The organism is Longivirga aurantiaca (genome assembly GCF_042660085.1).
GTDB classification, from domain to species: domain Bacteria; phylum Actinomycetota; class Actinomycetes; order S36-B12; family CAIYMF01; genus Longivirga; species Longivirga aurantiaca.
Genome location: NZ_JBHSTI010000008.1, coordinates 2,349,522 through 2,364,542, shown reverse-complemented (window position 1 = coordinate 2,364,542; position 15,021 = coordinate 2,349,522). Strand labels below are relative to the sequence as shown.

The 15,021-nt window shown below is 71.6% G+C and carries 15 protein-coding genes; 12 read left to right on the top strand and 3 right to left on the bottom strand.

The window, feature by feature from the left end:
* Nucleotides 1-143: 143 nt before the first annotated feature.
* Nucleotides 144-470 (bottom strand): DUF3467 domain-containing protein, encoded by a 327-nt coding sequence (locus ACFQGU_RS15275; RefSeq protein ID WP_386768137.1) that lies wholly within the window; start codon nt 468-470, stop codon nt 144-146.
* 364 nt (nt 471-834) lie between these two features.
* Here ACFQGU_RS15275 and ACFQGU_RS15270 point away from each other — a divergent pair, with 364 nt between their 5' ends.
* The gene (locus tag ACFQGU_RS15270; RefSeq protein WP_386768135.1) at nt 835-1,038 is read left to right on the top strand and encodes a cold-shock protein; all 204 of its coding nucleotides are present in this window, start codon (nt 835-837) and stop codon (nt 1,036-1,038) included.
* A gap of 95 nt (nt 1,039-1,133) precedes the next feature.
* On the opposite strand, the gene ACFQGU_RS15265 is transcribed toward ACFQGU_RS15270, so the two are convergent.
* Nucleotides 1,134-1,718 carry a hypothetical protein gene (locus tag ACFQGU_RS15265; RefSeq protein WP_386768133.1) on the bottom strand — a complete coding sequence of 195 codons (585 nt, stop codon included), beginning with the start codon at nt 1,716-1,718 and terminating at the stop codon, nt 1,134-1,136.
* Between the two features lie 63 nt (nt 1,719-1,781).
* Between ACFQGU_RS15265 and ACFQGU_RS15260 the strand changes: the two genes are divergently transcribed.
* The 3 genes from ACFQGU_RS15260 (at nt 1,782) to ACFQGU_RS15250 (ending at nt 6,371) form a co-directional block, all read left to right on the top strand.
* The gene (locus ACFQGU_RS15260) at nt 1,782-3,449 is read left to right on the top strand and encodes an alpha/beta hydrolase (RefSeq protein ID WP_386768131.1); all 1,668 of its coding nucleotides are present in this window, start codon (nt 1,782-1,784) and stop codon (nt 3,447-3,449) included.
* Between the two features lie 249 nt (nt 3,450-3,698).
* Nucleotides 3,699-5,513: a phosphoenolpyruvate carboxykinase (GTP) gene (locus tag ACFQGU_RS15255; protein WP_386768129.1), complete on the top strand. Its 1,815-nt coding sequence runs from the start codon at nt 3,699-3,701 to the stop codon at nt 5,511-5,513.
* A 234-nt stretch (nt 5,514-5,747) separates the two neighbouring features.
* Nucleotides 5,748-6,371, top strand: coding sequence for a DUF559 domain-containing protein (locus ACFQGU_RS15250; protein ID WP_386768127.1), 624 nt, complete (start codon nt 5,748-5,750; stop codon nt 6,369-6,371).
* A gap of 92 nt (nt 6,372-6,463) precedes the next feature.
* On the opposite strand, the gene ACFQGU_RS15245 is transcribed toward ACFQGU_RS15250, so the two are convergent.
* Nucleotides 6,464-6,799 carry a WhiB family transcriptional regulator gene (locus tag ACFQGU_RS15245; protein WP_386768125.1) on the bottom strand — a complete coding sequence of 112 codons (336 nt, stop codon included), beginning with the start codon at nt 6,797-6,799 and terminating at the stop codon, nt 6,464-6,466.
* Nucleotides 6,800-6,996: 197 nt separating this feature from the next.
* On the opposite strand from ACFQGU_RS15245, the gene ACFQGU_RS15240 reads away from it, so the two are divergent.
* The 8 genes from ACFQGU_RS15240 (at nt 6,997) to ACFQGU_RS15205 (ending at nt 14,868) form a co-directional block, all read left to right on the top strand.
* Entirely contained in the window at nt 6,997-7,587 is a 591-nt protein-coding gene (locus ACFQGU_RS15240; protein ID WP_386768123.1) for a YqgE/AlgH family protein, read from the top strand.
* A 201-nt stretch (nt 7,588-7,788) separates the two neighbouring features.
* Entirely contained in the window at nt 7,789-8,100 is a 312-nt protein-coding gene (locus ACFQGU_RS15235; RefSeq protein WP_386768121.1) for a DUF3039 domain-containing protein, read from the top strand.
* Nucleotides 8,101-8,330: 230 nt separating this feature from the next.
* A complete protein-coding gene (locus ACFQGU_RS15230) occupies nt 8,331-9,638 on the top strand; it encodes an MFS transporter (RefSeq protein WP_386768119.1) in 1,308 nt (435 codons plus the stop codon).
* Nucleotides 9,639-9,738: 100 nt separating this feature from the next.
* Entirely contained in the window at nt 9,739-11,469 is a 1,731-nt protein-coding gene (locus ACFQGU_RS15225) for a DEAD/DEAH box helicase (RefSeq protein WP_386768117.1), read from the top strand.
* 132 nt (nt 11,470-11,601) lie between these two features.
* Nucleotides 11,602-12,501 (top strand): ABC transporter substrate-binding protein, encoded by a 900-nt coding sequence (locus ACFQGU_RS15220; RefSeq protein WP_386768115.1) that lies wholly within the window; start codon nt 11,602-11,604, stop codon nt 12,499-12,501.
* Nucleotides 12,498-13,388 (top strand): amino acid ABC transporter permease, encoded by an 891-nt coding sequence (locus ACFQGU_RS15215; RefSeq protein WP_386768113.1) that lies wholly within the window; start codon nt 12,498-12,500, stop codon nt 13,386-13,388. The genes ACFQGU_RS15220 and ACFQGU_RS15215 overlap by 4 nt, the downstream gene beginning before the upstream one ends.
* On the top strand, nt 13,385-14,146 hold the full coding sequence (locus ACFQGU_RS15210) for an amino acid ABC transporter ATP-binding protein (protein WP_386768111.1): 762 nt from the start codon (nt 13,385-13,387) through the stop codon (nt 14,144-14,146). Before ACFQGU_RS15215 ends, ACFQGU_RS15210 begins: the two co-directional genes overlap by 4 nt.
* A 161-nt stretch (nt 14,147-14,307) precedes the next feature.
* The gene (locus ACFQGU_RS15205) at nt 14,308-14,868 is read left to right on the top strand and encodes an HdeD family acid-resistance protein (RefSeq protein ID WP_386768109.1); all 561 of its coding nucleotides are present in this window, start codon (nt 14,308-14,310) and stop codon (nt 14,866-14,868) included.
* The last annotated feature ends 153 nt before the right edge of the window (nt 14,869-15,021 follow it).

Here is a 15,021-nt window from a genome sequence, read left to right as displayed (position 1 = left end):
GGGGGTAGCAGGCTCGACCGGGGGGGGGGGGTGATCGAGGCTGCCGGGTGGGGCCGCACGCATGAAGTTGTGGAGTGATCATCGGCCTCGGGGCTCTCACCACGCTCAAGCGCGGCTGCCGTGCCGCTCAATCCTGGGCGCGCCTACAGGTCGGGGTGCGGGGGCTCGACCGGGCTGCGCTGGCCGGTCTGGGTCTCCCACGTGGAGAGCTGGCGCTCGAGCGCCTTCATGAGCTCGATGACATGGGTCGGGGGCATGCGCACGCGCGCGCTCACCACGAGGTCCTGGCTCAGGACCGGGCCGCCCTGGTCGTCGACGATCTGCGCCGGGCCGCGCGCGGACAGGAAGTCGATGACGAACGACTCGGGGGTGTGCCACACCGAGGCGAAGTCCGCGGGCACGCCCACGACGAGCTCGGTCGGCACCTCGATCTGGTGGCGGCGGGGAAGGCTCTCGGGGCTCTCGCTCATGCCGCGACGCTACCTGCCAGGCCCGGTGCCCGCCGCGTCCGTTAGTCGGAACGCAGGGCCCGAGCGGCCCGTGGGGCCCACGGGGCGCCGTGCTGAGCACGAATCCGGGCCCAGCGTGCTCAGGGCGCCCGGTCACCGTGAGGTCACGACACATCCCCCGAGCGGCGCAGGCATGGTGTCGTGCGCGGGGATCTGGGTATGCTTCCGGCGGTTGCAGCACTTCGTTCGTCCTGGGAACCCTCCGGCTCGCCGGAATCGGTGCCTCGCAAGACACGTCCCCTTGGGCAGGTCTGACACAACGGCGGAAGCAACCCGGGTCCGCGCACAAGGTGCGGCCTGAACCGTCCCCATGAGGAGACATGTAATGGCGCAGGGCACTGTCAAGTGGTTCAACGCGGAGAAGGGCTTCGGCTTCATCTCGCCGGACGGCTCGGACACCGACGTGTTCGTTCACTTCTCGGCGATCGTGGGCAGCGGCTACCGCTCCCTCGAGGAGAACCAGCGCGTGGAGTTCGAGATCGGTACGGGCCAGAAGGGCCCGCAGGCCGAGAACGTCCGCGCGGTCTGAGACCACGCTCGCACCGAGCCCCCCTCGCCTTCGGGCGAGGGGGGCTCGGTCGTTCCCGGGCCGGGCCCGGGAACGGGCTCAGGCGTGCGACGCGCTCAGGCCCTCGAACCCACGGCGTACGCCGCGGCGCCGAGCAGCAGCAGGACCAGGCCGGCCAGCGCGTACGCCGGCGTCGCCGACGAGGCACCGCTGGGCGCGAGGGCGTCGTACGCGTTGAGGACGTCGACGCTCGAGAGCTCACCGCTGCCGACCGCGACCGACGCGCTGGTCGTGCGGACGCCGTCCGCATCGTTCACCGACATCGTGGTGGTCACCGCGGGGGCCTCGCTGCGTACGCCGCTCGCGGTCTCGGCCACCGTGCAGGTGGTCGGGTCGCGCAGCGCCACCGTGTCGGGCAGGGCCGTCGTCCCCGCGGACCCGGCCGCCAGCTGCTTGCGCACCACGATCGTGCCGGCGTCCGGCGGCGGCGTCACTGCGTTGTAGTAGCAGAAGACGTGCCGGCTGCCCTGCGGGAAGCCGATCCGCTCGACGTTGTCGCCGTTGAGGTTGTCGATCGCGCAGCGCAGCGCGCCGAAGCATGCGGGAACGCTGGCCGCGCCGTTCGCGCATCTCGCGGGTTTGACGCGGTCGCGCGCGTCGCAGGTCGCCCGGCCGGACGCGTCCACCTCACGCGGCTTCACCGTGACGCGGTGCGGTGCCCGCGCGGGCGCGCGATCGCGTCGTCGGCGGTAGCGTCCGACGCCATGAGCACCCCTCGGTCGGCGACCGGAACGCGGCGGCTCTCCTCGTGGGTGCTCGGGCTCGTCGCCCTCCTGCTGACGCTGCCCGCCACTCTCGTGCTCGCGGGCCAGAGCGCCGGGCTCGAGCGCGGTACCGCGCTCGTGCAGCGCTCGGTCGCCCCCGGCTTCGCCGACGCCGGGGTGCCGGACACCGCTGTGCCGGTGACGACGCTCGTAGAGGACGGCGACGCGCCGCATCCGGTGGTCGTCGTGGTGCACGGCTTCGCCGGCTCGGCACAGCTCATGGACGACCTCGGTGTCTCCCTCGCCCGGGCCGGGTACGCCGTCGTCCTGCCCGATCTCACCGGGCACGGACGCAACCCGGTGCCGCTGCCCGTGAGCGACGGCGTGGTCGCGACCGACGCGATCGACGCGGATCTTGCCGCCGTCGCACGGTGGGCGTCGCAGCAGCCGTTCGCCGAGCCGTCGCGACCGATCGCGCTCGTCGGCCACTCCATGGGTGCGGGGGCCGTCACGCGGTACGCCGTCGCGGCGTCGCAGGGCGAGGGCCAGGTGCCGCTCGGCGCCACGGTGGCCCTGTCGCTGCCCTCGGCCGACGACCTGCCTGCAGGTTCCGCGCTGGTGCCGCGCAACCTCCTGCTGCTGTACGGCGGCAACGAGCAGCAGCGGTTCGTCGATGCTGCGCTCGAGGGGCTGCGGGCGGCGTACCCGGACGGGGTCGTCGGCCCGGGGTACGGCTCGCCGGTCGACGGCACGGCGCGCGCGGCCGACGTCGTGCCGCGTGCGGACCACATCACGATCCTGTTCTCGGCGGACACGCGCCAGCAGACGCTCGACTGGCTCGACACCACCGTGGGCGCGCCGTCGTCCGGTCACGACGCCGGAGGCTCGCGCATCCTGTGGCTGCTGCTGCTCATGGTCGGTGCGGCCGTGGGGTTCGTGCCGTTGGCGCGGCTGCTGCTCCCCGCGCGGACCCCAGGAGAGGGCGGGCCGGCGGAGGCGCCCCGCCCGCGCGCGCTCGTCGCCCTCGGCGTCGCGGTGGTGGCCTCGGCCGTCGGCTCGCTCGCCGCGGCGGCGCTCGCCGGGGTGGCCGCACGCGTGCCGCTCGCCGTCGGCGGCTACGTCATCGTGTGGTTCGTCTGCGCCGGCGCGGTGGTGGCGCTCCTGACCACGCTCGTGCGCCGTCGTGCGTCCTGGCTGCCTCCCGCGCGCGCGGTCGACGCCGACGTCGTCGCGCCGTCCGGGTACGTGCTGCGCGAGGTGCTCGCGGTGATGGCGCTGACGGCGTACGGCGTGGTGGCGCTCGGGCTCGTCGGCCGCATGACGTGGTCGGCGTTCGACCTCGCGGGCGACAGGCGGTCGTGGCTGCTCGTGGTCGAGCTCGCGTTCATCGCGTGGTTCTGGGCCGACGACCGGCTCGTGGGTGCGCGGTGGTGGCTCGCCCTGGTGACGCGCGTGGTCGCCGTCGTCGTCCTGCTCGCGTCGGTGGTGGTGCTCGGCGCGCCAGGGTTCCTGACGCTGCTCGTGCCGCTCATGGCGATCGTGCTCGGGCTGCTGCTCGTGTACGGCCAGACCGTGACGCGTCGGGCGCGTCTGCCGTGGTCCGTCGCGGTGGTGCAGGGTGTGCCGCTCGCGTACCTCGTGACGACGACGTTCCCGCTCGTGTCGTAGCCCTGCGCGACGTGTGAGGTCGGTGACACCGCACCCGTTCGGCTGCGCTCGCGTTCGTTCATGACAACGCTTACTTACGTGGGGCACAACGGAATCGCGGTTCACGGAACGGTCACGGCACCCTGTGCCGCCGGTCACAACCCGCGAGTACGGCGTACTTCACACGGGGTTCCTCTTCGCACCGGTACACGCTTAGGGCACCCTGAGATGGAACGACGATCCGCCCCTCTGCGATAGGACAACGAAGTCATGTCGACCATCCCCGGCCTCCAGAACGCGCCGACCCGCAACAAGAAGCTGCTCGAGTGGGTCGAGCAGGTCGCCGAGCTCACGCAGCCCGACCGCATCGAGTGGTCCGACGGCTCGCAGGAGGAGTGGGACCGACTCACCCAGCTGCTCGTCGATGGCGGCACGTTCATGCGCCTCAACGAGGCCAAGCGCCCCAACTCCTTCCTCGCCCGATCCAACCCGAGCGACGTCGCCCGCGTCGAGGACCGCACCTTCATCTGCTCGCTGCACGAGGAGGACGCCGGCCCCACGAACAACTGGGCCGATCCCGTCGCGATGCGCGAGACGCTGAAGGGCAAGTTCGCCGGCTCGATGAAGGGCCGCACGATGTACGTCGTGCCGTTCTCGATGGGCCCGCTCGGCTCGCGCATCTCGCAGATCGGCGTCGAGCTCACGGACTCGCCGTACGTCGTGGTCAACATGCGGATCATGACGCGCATGGGCCAGGCCGCCCTCGACCTCATCGGTGACGACGGCGACTTCGTCCCGGCGCTGCACTCGGTCGGGCACCCGCTCGCCGAGGGCGAGGCCGACGTCGCGTGGCCCTGCAACGACGACAAGTACATCGTCCACTTCCCCGAGACCCGCGAGATCTGGTCGTACGGCTCGGGTTACGGCGGCAACGCGCTCCTCGGCAAGAAGTGCTTCGCACTGCGCATCGCCTCGGTGATGGCGCGCGACGAGGGCTGGCTCGCCGAGCACATGCTGATCCTCAAGCTCACGCACCCGAACGGCGACGTGAAGTACGTGTCCGCGGCGTTCCCGTCGATGTGCGGCAAGACCAACCTCGCGATGCTCGAGCCGTCGCTGCCGGGCTGGAAGGTCGAGACCGTCGGCGACGACATCTGCTGGATGCGCTTCGGCGAGGACGGCCGCCTCTACGCGATCAACCCCGAGGCCGGCTTCTTCGGCGTCGCCCCGGGCACCTCGCTCGAGACCAACGCCAACGCGATCCGCTCGCTCGACGCGAACTGCATCTACACCAATGTCGCGCTGACCGACGACGGCGACGTCTGGTGGGAGGGCCTGTCCGACGCGCCCGCGCACCTCGTCGATTGGAAGGGCAACGACTGGACCCCCGAGTCCGGCGCCGCTGCCGCCCACCCGAACGCGCGCTTCACCGCGCCGGCGGGCCAGTGCCCGTCGATCGCCCCCAACTGGGAGGACCCGGCCGGCGTGCCGATCTCGGCGATCCTGTTCGGCGGTCGCCGCGCGACGAACGTGCCGCTGGTCAACGAGGCGCTGTCGTGGGAGCACGGTGTCTTCATGGGCGCGACCATCGCGTCGGAGAAGACCGCCGCTGCTGAGGGCACTGTCGGCGAGCTGCGCCGCGACCCGTTCGCGATGCTGCCGTTCTGCGGCTACAACATGGCCGACTACTGGGGCCACTGGCTCTCGGTCGGTGCGGCAACCGACGTCGACAAGCTGCCGAAGATCTACTCGGTCAACTGGTTCCGCAAGGACGCCGACGGCGGCTACATGTGGCCCGGCTACGGCGAGAACAGCCGCGTGCTCGCGTGGATCGTGGACCGCCTCGAGGGCCTCGTCGGCGCCGAGGAGACCGCGATCGGTCGCTTCCCGCTCGCGGGCGAGCTCGACGTCACGGGCCTGGACATCTCCGAGGAGACGATGGCCGAGCTCTTCCACGTCGACCCGGCGTCCTGGCTGGCCGAGGCCGACCTGACCGCGGAGTACTTCACCAAGTTCGGCGACAAGGTCCCCGCCGAGCTCCACGCCCAGCTCGCCACCCTCAAGACCAGGCTCCAGCAGGCCTGATCCCACCCGCTCCACCAGCAGCCGAGCCCGCCCCGCACCCCGGGGCGGGCTCGCTGTGTGTGCCCTGAGGGTCGATCACGGCAGGTGAACTGAACTAGTTGACCCCTACTCGTGATCTTGGTCGCGAGCGTCGCGTGCTGGTCGCGATCCACAGGCAACGGTCGCGGCCCGGGCATCCACAGGTGCCGCTTCCGTGTCGCACCGTGCTGTCGGCGGACCGGTCACCGTCCCACCATGCGAGGCATCAGTACGTCGCCGGCCGTCGCGGCTGAGCAAGCAGGGGTCTTCACCCGGGCGCGGGCGGTCGAGGCCGGGTACACGAACTTCCGCATCCGCCATCTCCTCGCGCAGCGGCGCTGGAGCGTCGTGCTCGGATCCGTGTACGTCGAGACAGCGTCGAGGCTGACGCCGACCTCGTTGGCCCACGCGGCGCGTCTTGCTGGAGGCCTCGGTGTGATCGTCAGCCATACGACCGCGGGGAGCTTCCACCAGCTGCGCGTTCCCGCTGATCCGGGGCTGCACGTCATCGTCGAGCGCAACCGTCGCGTTCGTATCCCCGGGCTGCGCGCGCATCGCATCGAGGTGCGTGACCGGGAGCTCGTTCGCGTGGGAGGAGTGGTTGCGACGGATCTCGTCCGCACGGTCGCCGACCTGCTCCTCGAGGGGTCCCGGGTGGTCGTCGAGTTCGACGGCCGGGCGTTCCGTTCCGATGACGTCGCGTTCCAGCGGGACCGCACCCGGCAGAACCGCCTGATCCTGGCGGGGTACATCCCCCTGAGGTTCACGTGGGACGACGTCGTCCATCGGCCGCAGCATGTCGTGGCCGAGATCAGGGCTGCGCTGCGCGCTGCAGCCTGAGACGCACATCGACATCGCCGTACACGAGCACGAGCACGGGTCAGATGGTGCAGTCGAACTGCCGTGATCGACCCTCAGGGCGAGAAGTGGGGCTAGAGGAGGTCGACGGCGGCGCGGAGGCCGGCGCCCTTCTCGCGGCCGTAGGTCGTGAGCGCGGCCTTCACGTAGATGCGCTCGCGCTCCTCCTCGGTCAGGCCGCCCCAGACGCCGTACGGCTCCCGGGCGCGGATCGCGTAGTCGGCGCACTCGAGGCGCACCTCGCAGCGGGCGCAGACCGACTTGGCGGCCCGGTCGCGACGGATGCGGGACAGCCCTCGCTCGTTCTGCGGATGGAAGAACAGCGCGGTGTCGGCCTCGCGGCAGGCGCCGTGCTCCTGCCACTCCCACGTGGCGTCGACAGGGACCTGGGCCAGCGGCTGCTGGGGCATGGGATCCGCCTCCTTGCACTCACCGACCGGGATGAACACTTCACCCGGGCGGCCGAACCACCCTCACTACTTGTGCTAAATCCCTCACGCACAGTCAGGCTACGCCTCTCTCTGCGCCGCGAGCCTCCGTTCGAGAACTGAGACAGTGACGTGTATCACCGGTCACCCGGAGGCGGGACGTTTGGCATGCTGGGCGGGTGACGCTCGAGCCCCTGGACGTGCCCCCGGCGCTGCCCCACGCGGGCCGCCTGCTCGTCGCCGCCCCGGCGATGACCGACCCCAACTTCGCGCGCACCGTCGTGTTCCTGCTCGACCACGACGAGGACGGCACCCTCGGCGTCGTGCTCAACCGCCCCTCGCATGTGCCCGTCGGCGCGGTGCTGCCGAGCTGGGACGGACGCACCACCGGGGCCGACGTCGTCTTCGACGGCGGACCGGTCGCCGAGGACAGCGCCCTCGGCCTCGCGCTCCTGCCCGGCCCGGTCGACGGCCCGGAGCCGGACGGCTTCCGCCGCGTCGCGGGGCCCTACGGGCTCGTCGACCTCGACATCGACCCGGACGGCGCGGCGTCCACGCTCTCGGCCGTCCGCATCTTCGCGGGGTACGCCGGGTGGGCCGAGGGCCAGCTCGCCGACGAGATCGCGCGCGGCGACTGGTACGTCGTGGACGGCGGCTCGGACGACGTCTTCGCCAGCGATACTGCCGACCTCTGGCACCGTGTGCTGCGCCGCCAGCCCGGCGATCTCGCCTTCCTCGCCACGCCCTCGGTCGACCCGTCGCTGAACTGACCGTCGTACGCCGATCGCGCCGGCGTACCGCGCCGCGCGTCAGCGGCGCCCGACCAGATGCGGCGAGAACGGACAGAACACGCCCGTGAAGGGCGGATCCTGTCCTCTGCGGGTGAATGCAGGCCGGTGAATGCAGGCCGGTGAATGCAGGCGGGGGATCGGCGGGGACGGGCGCGGTGCGGCGGTCGTACGATGACCGGCATGTCGACGATGCCTCCGGACCTCGAGCCCCTGCCTCTCGCCGAGCCCGACACCGGTCTCGGCACGCTCGTCGAGGACCGGCCCGACACGCAGTTCAGCGACGGCGACCACGAGCGCTTCGCGCACTACGTGAAGAAGGACAAGATCGTCGAGTCCGCCGTCACCGGCGCACCCGTGATCGCACTGTGCGGCAAGGTCTGGGTGCCGGGCCGCGACCCGAACAAGTTCCCCGTCTGCCCCGACTGCAAGCGCATCTACGAGGGCATCCCTGACAAGAAGAAGGACAAGGGCGACGGCAAGGACGGGTCCTGACCTCCGTCCGGGGGGACGACGCCGACCGCGACACCCCGGGCGAGTACGTCGAGGACGTCTCGGCCACCTCGACGCCGTACGAGCCGCCGCACGCCCCTGCGCACGCACCTCGTCCGAGCCACGCCGCGCCCCTGCCTGAGCCGGAGCAGCCGGCAGACGCCCCAGCGACCGCGAGCGACGGGCTGTTCAGCGCCCAGCACCGGGCCTTCACCGTCGGCATCGTCACCGTGATGACGATGTTCGCGTTCGAGGGCATCGGCGTCGCCACGGCCATGCCTGTCGTCGCGCGAGCGCTCGACGGGCTCGGCGCCTACTCGTGGGCGTTCAACGGGTACGTCGTGGCCAGCCTCGTCGCGATGGTGGCGGCGGGGGAGTGGTGCGACCGGTCGGGCCCGCGCCCCGCGCTGCTGATCGGCGTCTCCCTCTTCGGCCTCGGCGCGGTCGTCGCGGGCCTGGCCTGGGCGATGCCCGTGCTCGTGGCCGGACGGCTCGTGCAGGGCCTCGGCGGCGGCATGGCCATCGTGGCGGTGTACGTCGTCATCGGGCGCCAGTACCCGGACGACCTGCGCCCCAAGGCGTTCGCGCTGCTCGCTGCCGCCTGGGTGCTGCCGGCGATCATCGGGCCGGTCATCGCCGGCTTCCTCACCGACCAGGTGTCGTGGCGCGCGGTGTTCCTCGTCGTCCCGGTGCTCGTGCTGCCGCCCATGCTGGTGATGGCCCCGCGGCTCGGCCGGCTGGGCGGCTCGCTCGGTGAGAGCGGTGCGCCGCCGCGCCGCGGACGGCTGCGGCTCGCGCTCGTCGCAGCCGCCGGCCTCGCGATGCTCCAGGAGGCCGGCACCCGCCTCGGCGTCGCCGGCCTGGTGCTCGCCGTGGTCGGGCTCGCCCTGGTGCTCCCCGCCCTCGACCGCCTCCTGCCGCGCGGCGCCCTCCGGTTCGCGCGCGGTCTCCCGACCGTGGTCATGATGCGCGGCCTGCTCGCCGGCACCTTCTTCGCGGGTGAGGCGTTCGTCCCGCTCGCGCTGCAGACGGTGCGCGGCGTCTCGACGGCCCAGGCCGGCCTCGTGCTCACGGTCGGCGCGATCGGCTGGGCGCTCGGCTCGCAGGCGCAGGGCCGGCTCTACGGCCGCGTGCCGCGCTCGGCCCTCGTGCAGGCCGGGGCGGTGCTCGTCGCGCTCTGCATGCTGTCGATGCCGCTGTCGATGGTGGAGTCGGTGCCGTGGTGGGTGGGCGGCATCTCCTGGCTCGTCGGCGCCTCGGGCATGGGCCTGTGCTTCGGCGCGATCGCCACCCTCACCCTCGAGCTGTCCGAGCCGCAGGACCAGGGCGTCAACTCCGCGGCCCTGCAGGTGTGCGACTCGGTCGGCTCCGTCATGCTCATCGGAGCGGCCGGTGCCATCTACGCCGCGGCCGTGGCCGCCGACGCGGTCACCGGGTGGACCTTCGCCGAGATCTGGCTGCTCATGGGTGGCGTCGCGGCGGTCGGCGCGGTCCTGGCGACCCGGATCGGCCGCCCCACGCTGGCGCCCGCGGGCGGCTGACGGCCGACTCGCGCGGGGTCCGTTAGCACGTCGCGGGGGTGACACGCCCACCACCCGGGGCGGCATGTCGGGCGCCGGACTCGCCTAGGCTCACCGCCCTATGCCCCTCGCGTCGAACCTCTCCCCGGCCTACCCGGCGCGTGCCCCGCGAGGCGCGGCCGAGAAGCTGCGCGCGTGGCAGCAGGCCGCGGTCGACGAGTACCTCGCGCGCCAGCCGCGCGACTTCCTCACCGTCGCGACCCCCGGTGCCGGGAAGACGACGTACGCCCTGCGCCTCGCCTCGGAGCTGCTCGACCGGCGCGTGGTCGAGCGCATCGTCGTGGTCGCCCCCACCGAGCACCTGAAGACGCAGTGGGCGGAGGCGGCGAAGAAGGTCGGCATCCCGCTCGACCCCGAGTTCTCCGGCGCGCGCGGCACCACGAGCAGCGACTTCCTCGGGATCGCGGTCACGTACGCCGGCGTCGCGGCCAACACGCTGCTCTACCGACGTCGCGTCGAGGACCGCAAGACCCTCGTGATCCTCGACGAGGTGCACCACGCCGGCGACTCGATGTCGTGGGGCGAGTCGGTCCGCGAGGCGTTCGAGCCGGCGGCACGCCGCCTCGCGCTCACGGGCACGCCGTTCCGCAGCGACGTCAACCCGATCCCGTTCGTCACCTACGCCCCCGGCCGCGACGGCATCTCGCGCAGCTTCGCCGACACCACCTACGGGTACGGCGACGCGCTGCGCGACCACGTCGTGCGCCCGGTCATGTTCCTGGCGTACAGCGGCCGCATGCGCTGGCGCACGAAGGCTGGCGACGAGGTCGCCGCGGTCCTCGGCGCAGACCAGGCCAAGGACGTCACCCAGCAGGCCTGGCGCACCGCCCTCGACCCGCAGGGCGAGTGGATCCCGCAGGTGCTGCGCGCCGCCGACCGACGCCTCACCGAGGTGCGCAAGCACGTGCCCGACGCCGGCGGCCTCGTGATCGCCAGCGACCAGACCAAGGCCCGCGCGTACTCCAAGCTGCTGCACGGCATCACCGGTCACAAGCCGACCGTCGTGCTGTCGGACGACCCGAAGGCCGGCGAGAAGATCACGGCCTTCGGCGAGAGCAACGACCGGTGGATGGTCGCCGTCCGCATGGTCAGCGAGGGCGTCGACGTCCCGCGCCTCATGGTGGGCGTCTACGCGACGTCCACCTCCACTCCGCTGTTCTTCGCGCAGGCGGTCGGCCGGTTCGTGCGGGCCCGCAAGCGGGGGGAGACCGCGAGCGTCTTCCTGCCGAGCGTGCCGCTGCTGCTGCGCCTCGCCGGAGAGCTCGAGGAGGAGCGCGACCACGCCCTCGGCAAGCGCCTCGACGGCACCTGGAGCGAGGAGGACATCCTCGTCGCCCAGGCCCTCGCCGAGCGGAGCACCGCCGACCTCCTCGTCGACGACCAGCTGAGCTTCGAGGCCCTCGAGAGCGAGGCCACTTTCGACCGCGTCCTGTTCGACGGCGGCGAGTTCGGCACCGGCGTCACGCCGGGCACAGCCGAGGAGGAGGAGTTCCTCGGGATCCCCGGCCTGCTCGACGCCGACCAGGTGCACGACCTGCTCCGCTCCGCCCGCGGCACGAAGAAGCCGGCCAAGGACGAGCCGAAGGCGGCCGCCCCCGTCGACGTCAAGGCGCTCAAGAAGGAGCTCGCCTCCTGCGTGAGCGCCTACGCCCGGCAGACCGGCACCTCGCAGGCCTCGGTGCACGCCGACCTGCGCCGGATGTGCGGCGGGCCCGAGGTGCCCCGGGCGAGCGCGGCCGAGCTCCAGGCCCGGCTCGACCGCATCCGGGCCTGGGCCGTCGGCAGGCGCTAGGTATCGGTTCTGTCTCGGTCTGCGGTCGCGGGCCGTCCAGGCAGGTCCTGCGGTCGGCAGCCCTTCCCCCGTTTGGCACAATGCCCGCCAGGCCGAGGGACCGCCCTTCGGCACCCCCGCGGAGGTCTCACCGTGCGTCGTACCCGTCTCGTGCTCGTCCCGGTCGCTGCAGCCCTGCTGCTCTCGGCCTGCGGCAGCTCGTCCTCGGGCGGCACCACGAGCTCGTCCGCAGCGGCCACGGCCTCGGAGTCCGCCTCCGAGTCCGCCTCGCCGTCTGCGACCTGCTCACCGGAGTCGCTCGAGACCCTGAACGCCGGCAAGCTCACGATCGCCACGGGCGAGCCCGTGTTCCCGCCGTGGATGCTCGACGACGACCCCACCAGCGGCAAGGGCTTCGAGTCCGCCGTTGCCTACGCCGTCGCCAAGCAGCTCGGCTACGACAACGCCGACGTCACGTGGGTGCGCACCACGTTCGACTCGGCCATCGCCCCCGGCCCGAAGACGTTCGACTTCAACATCCAGCAGTACTCCATCACCGACGAGCGCAAGAAGGTCGTCGACTTCTCGTCCGGCTACTACGCCCTCTCGCAGGTCGTCATCTCCAACGAGTCGAGCCCGATCGCCAAGGCCACGACCGTGGCCGAGCTCAAGGGTGCCCGCCTCGGCGCGGCGATCGGCACCACGTCGCTCAAGGCGATCGAGGAGCAGATCCAGCCGACCGAGAAGGCGCAGGTCTTCAACGACAACGCGGCTGCGGTCACGGCGCTGAAGAACAAGCAGATCGATGGCATCGTCGTCGACCTCCCGACGGCCTTCTACCTGGCCTTCGTCGAGATCGACAAGGGCGTCATCGTCGGTCAGCTGCCCGACTCCGCCGCTGCGAACGAGCAGCTCGGTCTCCTGCTCGCCAAGGACAGCCCGATCACGCAGTGCGTGTCGGGCGCCGTCGACGCCCTGCGCGAGGACGGCACCCTGGCAGCGCTCGAGAAGGAGTGGCTCGCCGACCAGGGCGCCCCTGTCCTGGCTCCGTGACGCACGACCAGCAGACGGGCCCGGCCGGCACGGCCGGGCCCGTCTGGGCGCCCAGCGAGCACGAGCTCGCGCGCCGGGCCGTCCGCCGGGCGCAGGACCGCCGCCGCACGCTCGTCGCGGTCCTGTCCTCCGTCGTCGTCATCGGCGGGCTCATGGTCGTCGTGGGCACCTCCAAGGGGTGGCCGGTCGTCCAGGAGACGTTCTTCGACCTCTCCTACGGCCTCGAGGTGCTCCCGGACATCTGGGACGGCTTCCTGCTCAACCTGAGGCTCGCCGCGATCGCCGTGGTGTGCATCGCGGTGCTGTCCATGGTCATCGCGCTGGTGCGCACCTCGACCGCGCCGGCCCTGGCGCCGCTGCGCATCCTCGCCACGGTCTACGTCGACCTGTTCCGCGGCATCCCGCTCCTGCTGGTGCTGCTGCTCATCGGCTTCGGCGTCCCGGCCCTGCAGCTCACCGACACCCCGCCCAGCGTCAACGTGCTCGGCACCGCGGCGGTGGTGCTCACCTACTCCGCGTACGTCGCCGAGGTGATCCGGTCCGGCATCCTCTCGGTGCATCCCAGCCAGCGCGCCGCCGCCCGCAGCCTCGGCCTCTCGCAGGCGCAGACCATGCGCCACGTCGTGCTGCCGCAGGCGATCCGCCGGGTCGTGCCGCCGCTGCTCAACGACCTCGTCGCGCTGCTCAAGGACATCGGCCTCGTCTCGATCCTCGGAGCGCGCGACGCGATCCGCAACGCGCAGATCGAGACGTCGACGACCTTCAACTACACGCCCTACATCGTGGCCTCGATCCTGTTCCTGCTCGTGACGATCCCGCTCACCCGTCTCACCGACCGCGTGCTGGAGAAGTCGATCGCCCGGCAGAACGCGAGCGGCACGGCATGAGCGGGCAGAGCAGCACGCCGGTCCTCCAGCTGGTCAACGTGCGCAAGAGCTTCGGCGACGAACTGGTCCTGCGCGACGTCTCCCTCACCGTCCCGGAGCACTCGGTCACCGTCCTCATCGGCGCGTCCGGCTCGGGAAAGTCCACGCTGCTGCGCTGCGTCAACCAGCTCGAGCGCGTCGACGACGGCCTCGTGCTGTTCGACGGCGAGGACATCTGCGACCCGCGGGTCGACCACGACGACGTCCGCACGCGCATCGGCATCGTGTTCCAGGCGTTCAACCTGTTCCCGCACATGACCGTGCTCGACAACATCACCCTCGCTCTGCGCAAGGTGCACGGTGTGGCGCGCGACGAGGCCGAGCAGCAGGCGCGCGACCTGCTCGACCGGTTCTCGTTGGGCGACAAGGCATCGCAGTATCCCGACCGTCTCTCGGGCGGTCAGCAGCAGCGGGTGGCGATCGTGCGCGCGCTCGCGGTGAAGCCGCGCCTCATGCTGTTCGACGAGGTCACCTCGGCGCTCGACCCCGTGCTCGTCAACGAGGTGCTCTCCGTGGTGCGCGACCTGCGCGCCGAGGGCATGACGATGGTCATCGCCACCCACGAGATGGGCTTCGCCACGCAGGTGGCCGACGAGGTCTGCTTCCTGCGCGGCGGCGAGATCCTCGAGCGCGGCACGCCGGACCAGGTCATCCACGCGCCGCAGGAGCCGGACACCCAGGAGTTCCTGCGCCGGGTGCACGAGGCCGGACGCCTGTAGCCGCAGGGGCTCGCAGCCCGAGGCGAGGCACGACACGGTGGGCCACGGACCTCCGTGGGTGCGTGATCGGGCCGGCGCGCGCCCGTACTGTGGACGCGACGTACGGCCCGCCGGTCGTGCGCACCCACCGTGCACAGCACCGGGCACCACAAGGAGGCGGCATGTCCGCGACCACCGAGACCTACGACGACAAGGACATCCTCGCCGCGCTCGGCCGGAGCTGGGGGCTCCTGCTGTTCCTCGGCGTCCTCACGCTGCTGCTCGGGCTCGGCATGGTGATCTTCACCAAGCAGAGCCTCGTCGTCCTCGCCGTGCTGTTCGGCGTCTACCTGCTGATCAGCGGCATCTTCCAGATCGTGCAGTCGTTCTCGCAGAAGGACCACCGGGCGCTGCTCGCGATCTCCGGCATCCTGTCGATCGTCCTCGCGATCTTCGCGTTCAAGAGCTTCCTCAACTCGGTGACGCTGCTCGCGATCTTCATCGGTATCGCCTGGCTCTTCCGCGGCATCACCGAGCTGATCGTCGGTCTGCAGAGCAAGGGCATGGAGGGGCGCGGCTGGATGATCACCGGCGGCATCCTCGGGATCCTCGGCGCGATCGTCATCTTCGTGTGGCCGGCCACGATCGGCGTGATCGTGTGGATCACCGGAATCATGCTGATCGTCCTCGGCGTCAGCGAGATCGTCGGCGCCTTCCAGGTGAAGAAGGCCGCAGGCGTCTGACCTGCACCGCAGCACAGCTCTCAGCACGACCACCGGGCCTCACGGACCCCCGCCACGCCGGGGTCCGTGAGGTTCGCCACGTGCGCCGCGGAACTCCCGCACGACCGCTCCTCGTTGTGGCAGGAGTCGCAGATCGGACGCCGGGAATTGACC

Bases quoted from the DNA above. Each gene is read 5' to 3' on its own strand.
- ACFQGU_RS15270 (WP_386768135.1), top strand. From the start codon at position 835: ATGGCGCAGGGCACTGTCAAGTGGTTCAACGCGGAGAAGGGCTTCGGC.
- ACFQGU_RS15235 (WP_386768121.1), top strand. From the start codon at position 7,789: ATGTCGACGATGCCTCCGGACCTCGAGCCCCTGCCTCTCGCCGAGCCC.
- ACFQGU_RS15260 (WP_386768131.1), top strand. From the start codon at position 1,782: ATGAGCACCCCTCGGTCGGCGACCGGAACGCGGCGGCTCTCCTCGTGG.
- ACFQGU_RS15225 (WP_386768117.1), top strand. From the start codon at position 9,739: ATGCCCCTCGCGTCGAACCTCTCCCCGGCCTACCCGGCGCGTGCCCCG.
- ACFQGU_RS15210 (WP_386768111.1), top strand. From the start codon at position 13,385: ATGAGCGGGCAGAGCAGCACGCCGGTCCTCCAGCTGGTCAACGTGCGC.
- ACFQGU_RS15205 (WP_386768109.1), top strand. From the start codon at position 14,308: ATGTCCGCGACCACCGAGACCTACGACGACAAGGACATCCTCGCCGCG.
- ACFQGU_RS15275 (WP_386768137.1), bottom strand. From the start codon at position 470: ATGAGCGAGAGCCCCGAGAGCCTTCCCCGCCGCCACCAGATCGAGGTG.
- ACFQGU_RS15245 (WP_386768125.1), bottom strand. From the start codon at position 6,799: ATGCCCCAGCAGCCGCTGGCCCAGGTCCCTGTCGACGCCACGTGGGAG.
- ACFQGU_RS15250 (WP_386768127.1), top strand. From the start codon at position 5,748: ATGCGAGGCATCAGTACGTCGCCGGCCGTCGCGGCTGAGCAAGCAGGG.
- ACFQGU_RS15255 (WP_386768129.1), top strand. From the start codon at position 3,699: ATGTCGACCATCCCCGGCCTCCAGAACGCGCCGACCCGCAACAAGAAG.
- ACFQGU_RS15230 (WP_386768119.1), top strand. From the start codon at position 8,331: ATGACGATGTTCGCGTTCGAGGGCATCGGCGTCGCCACGGCCATGCCT.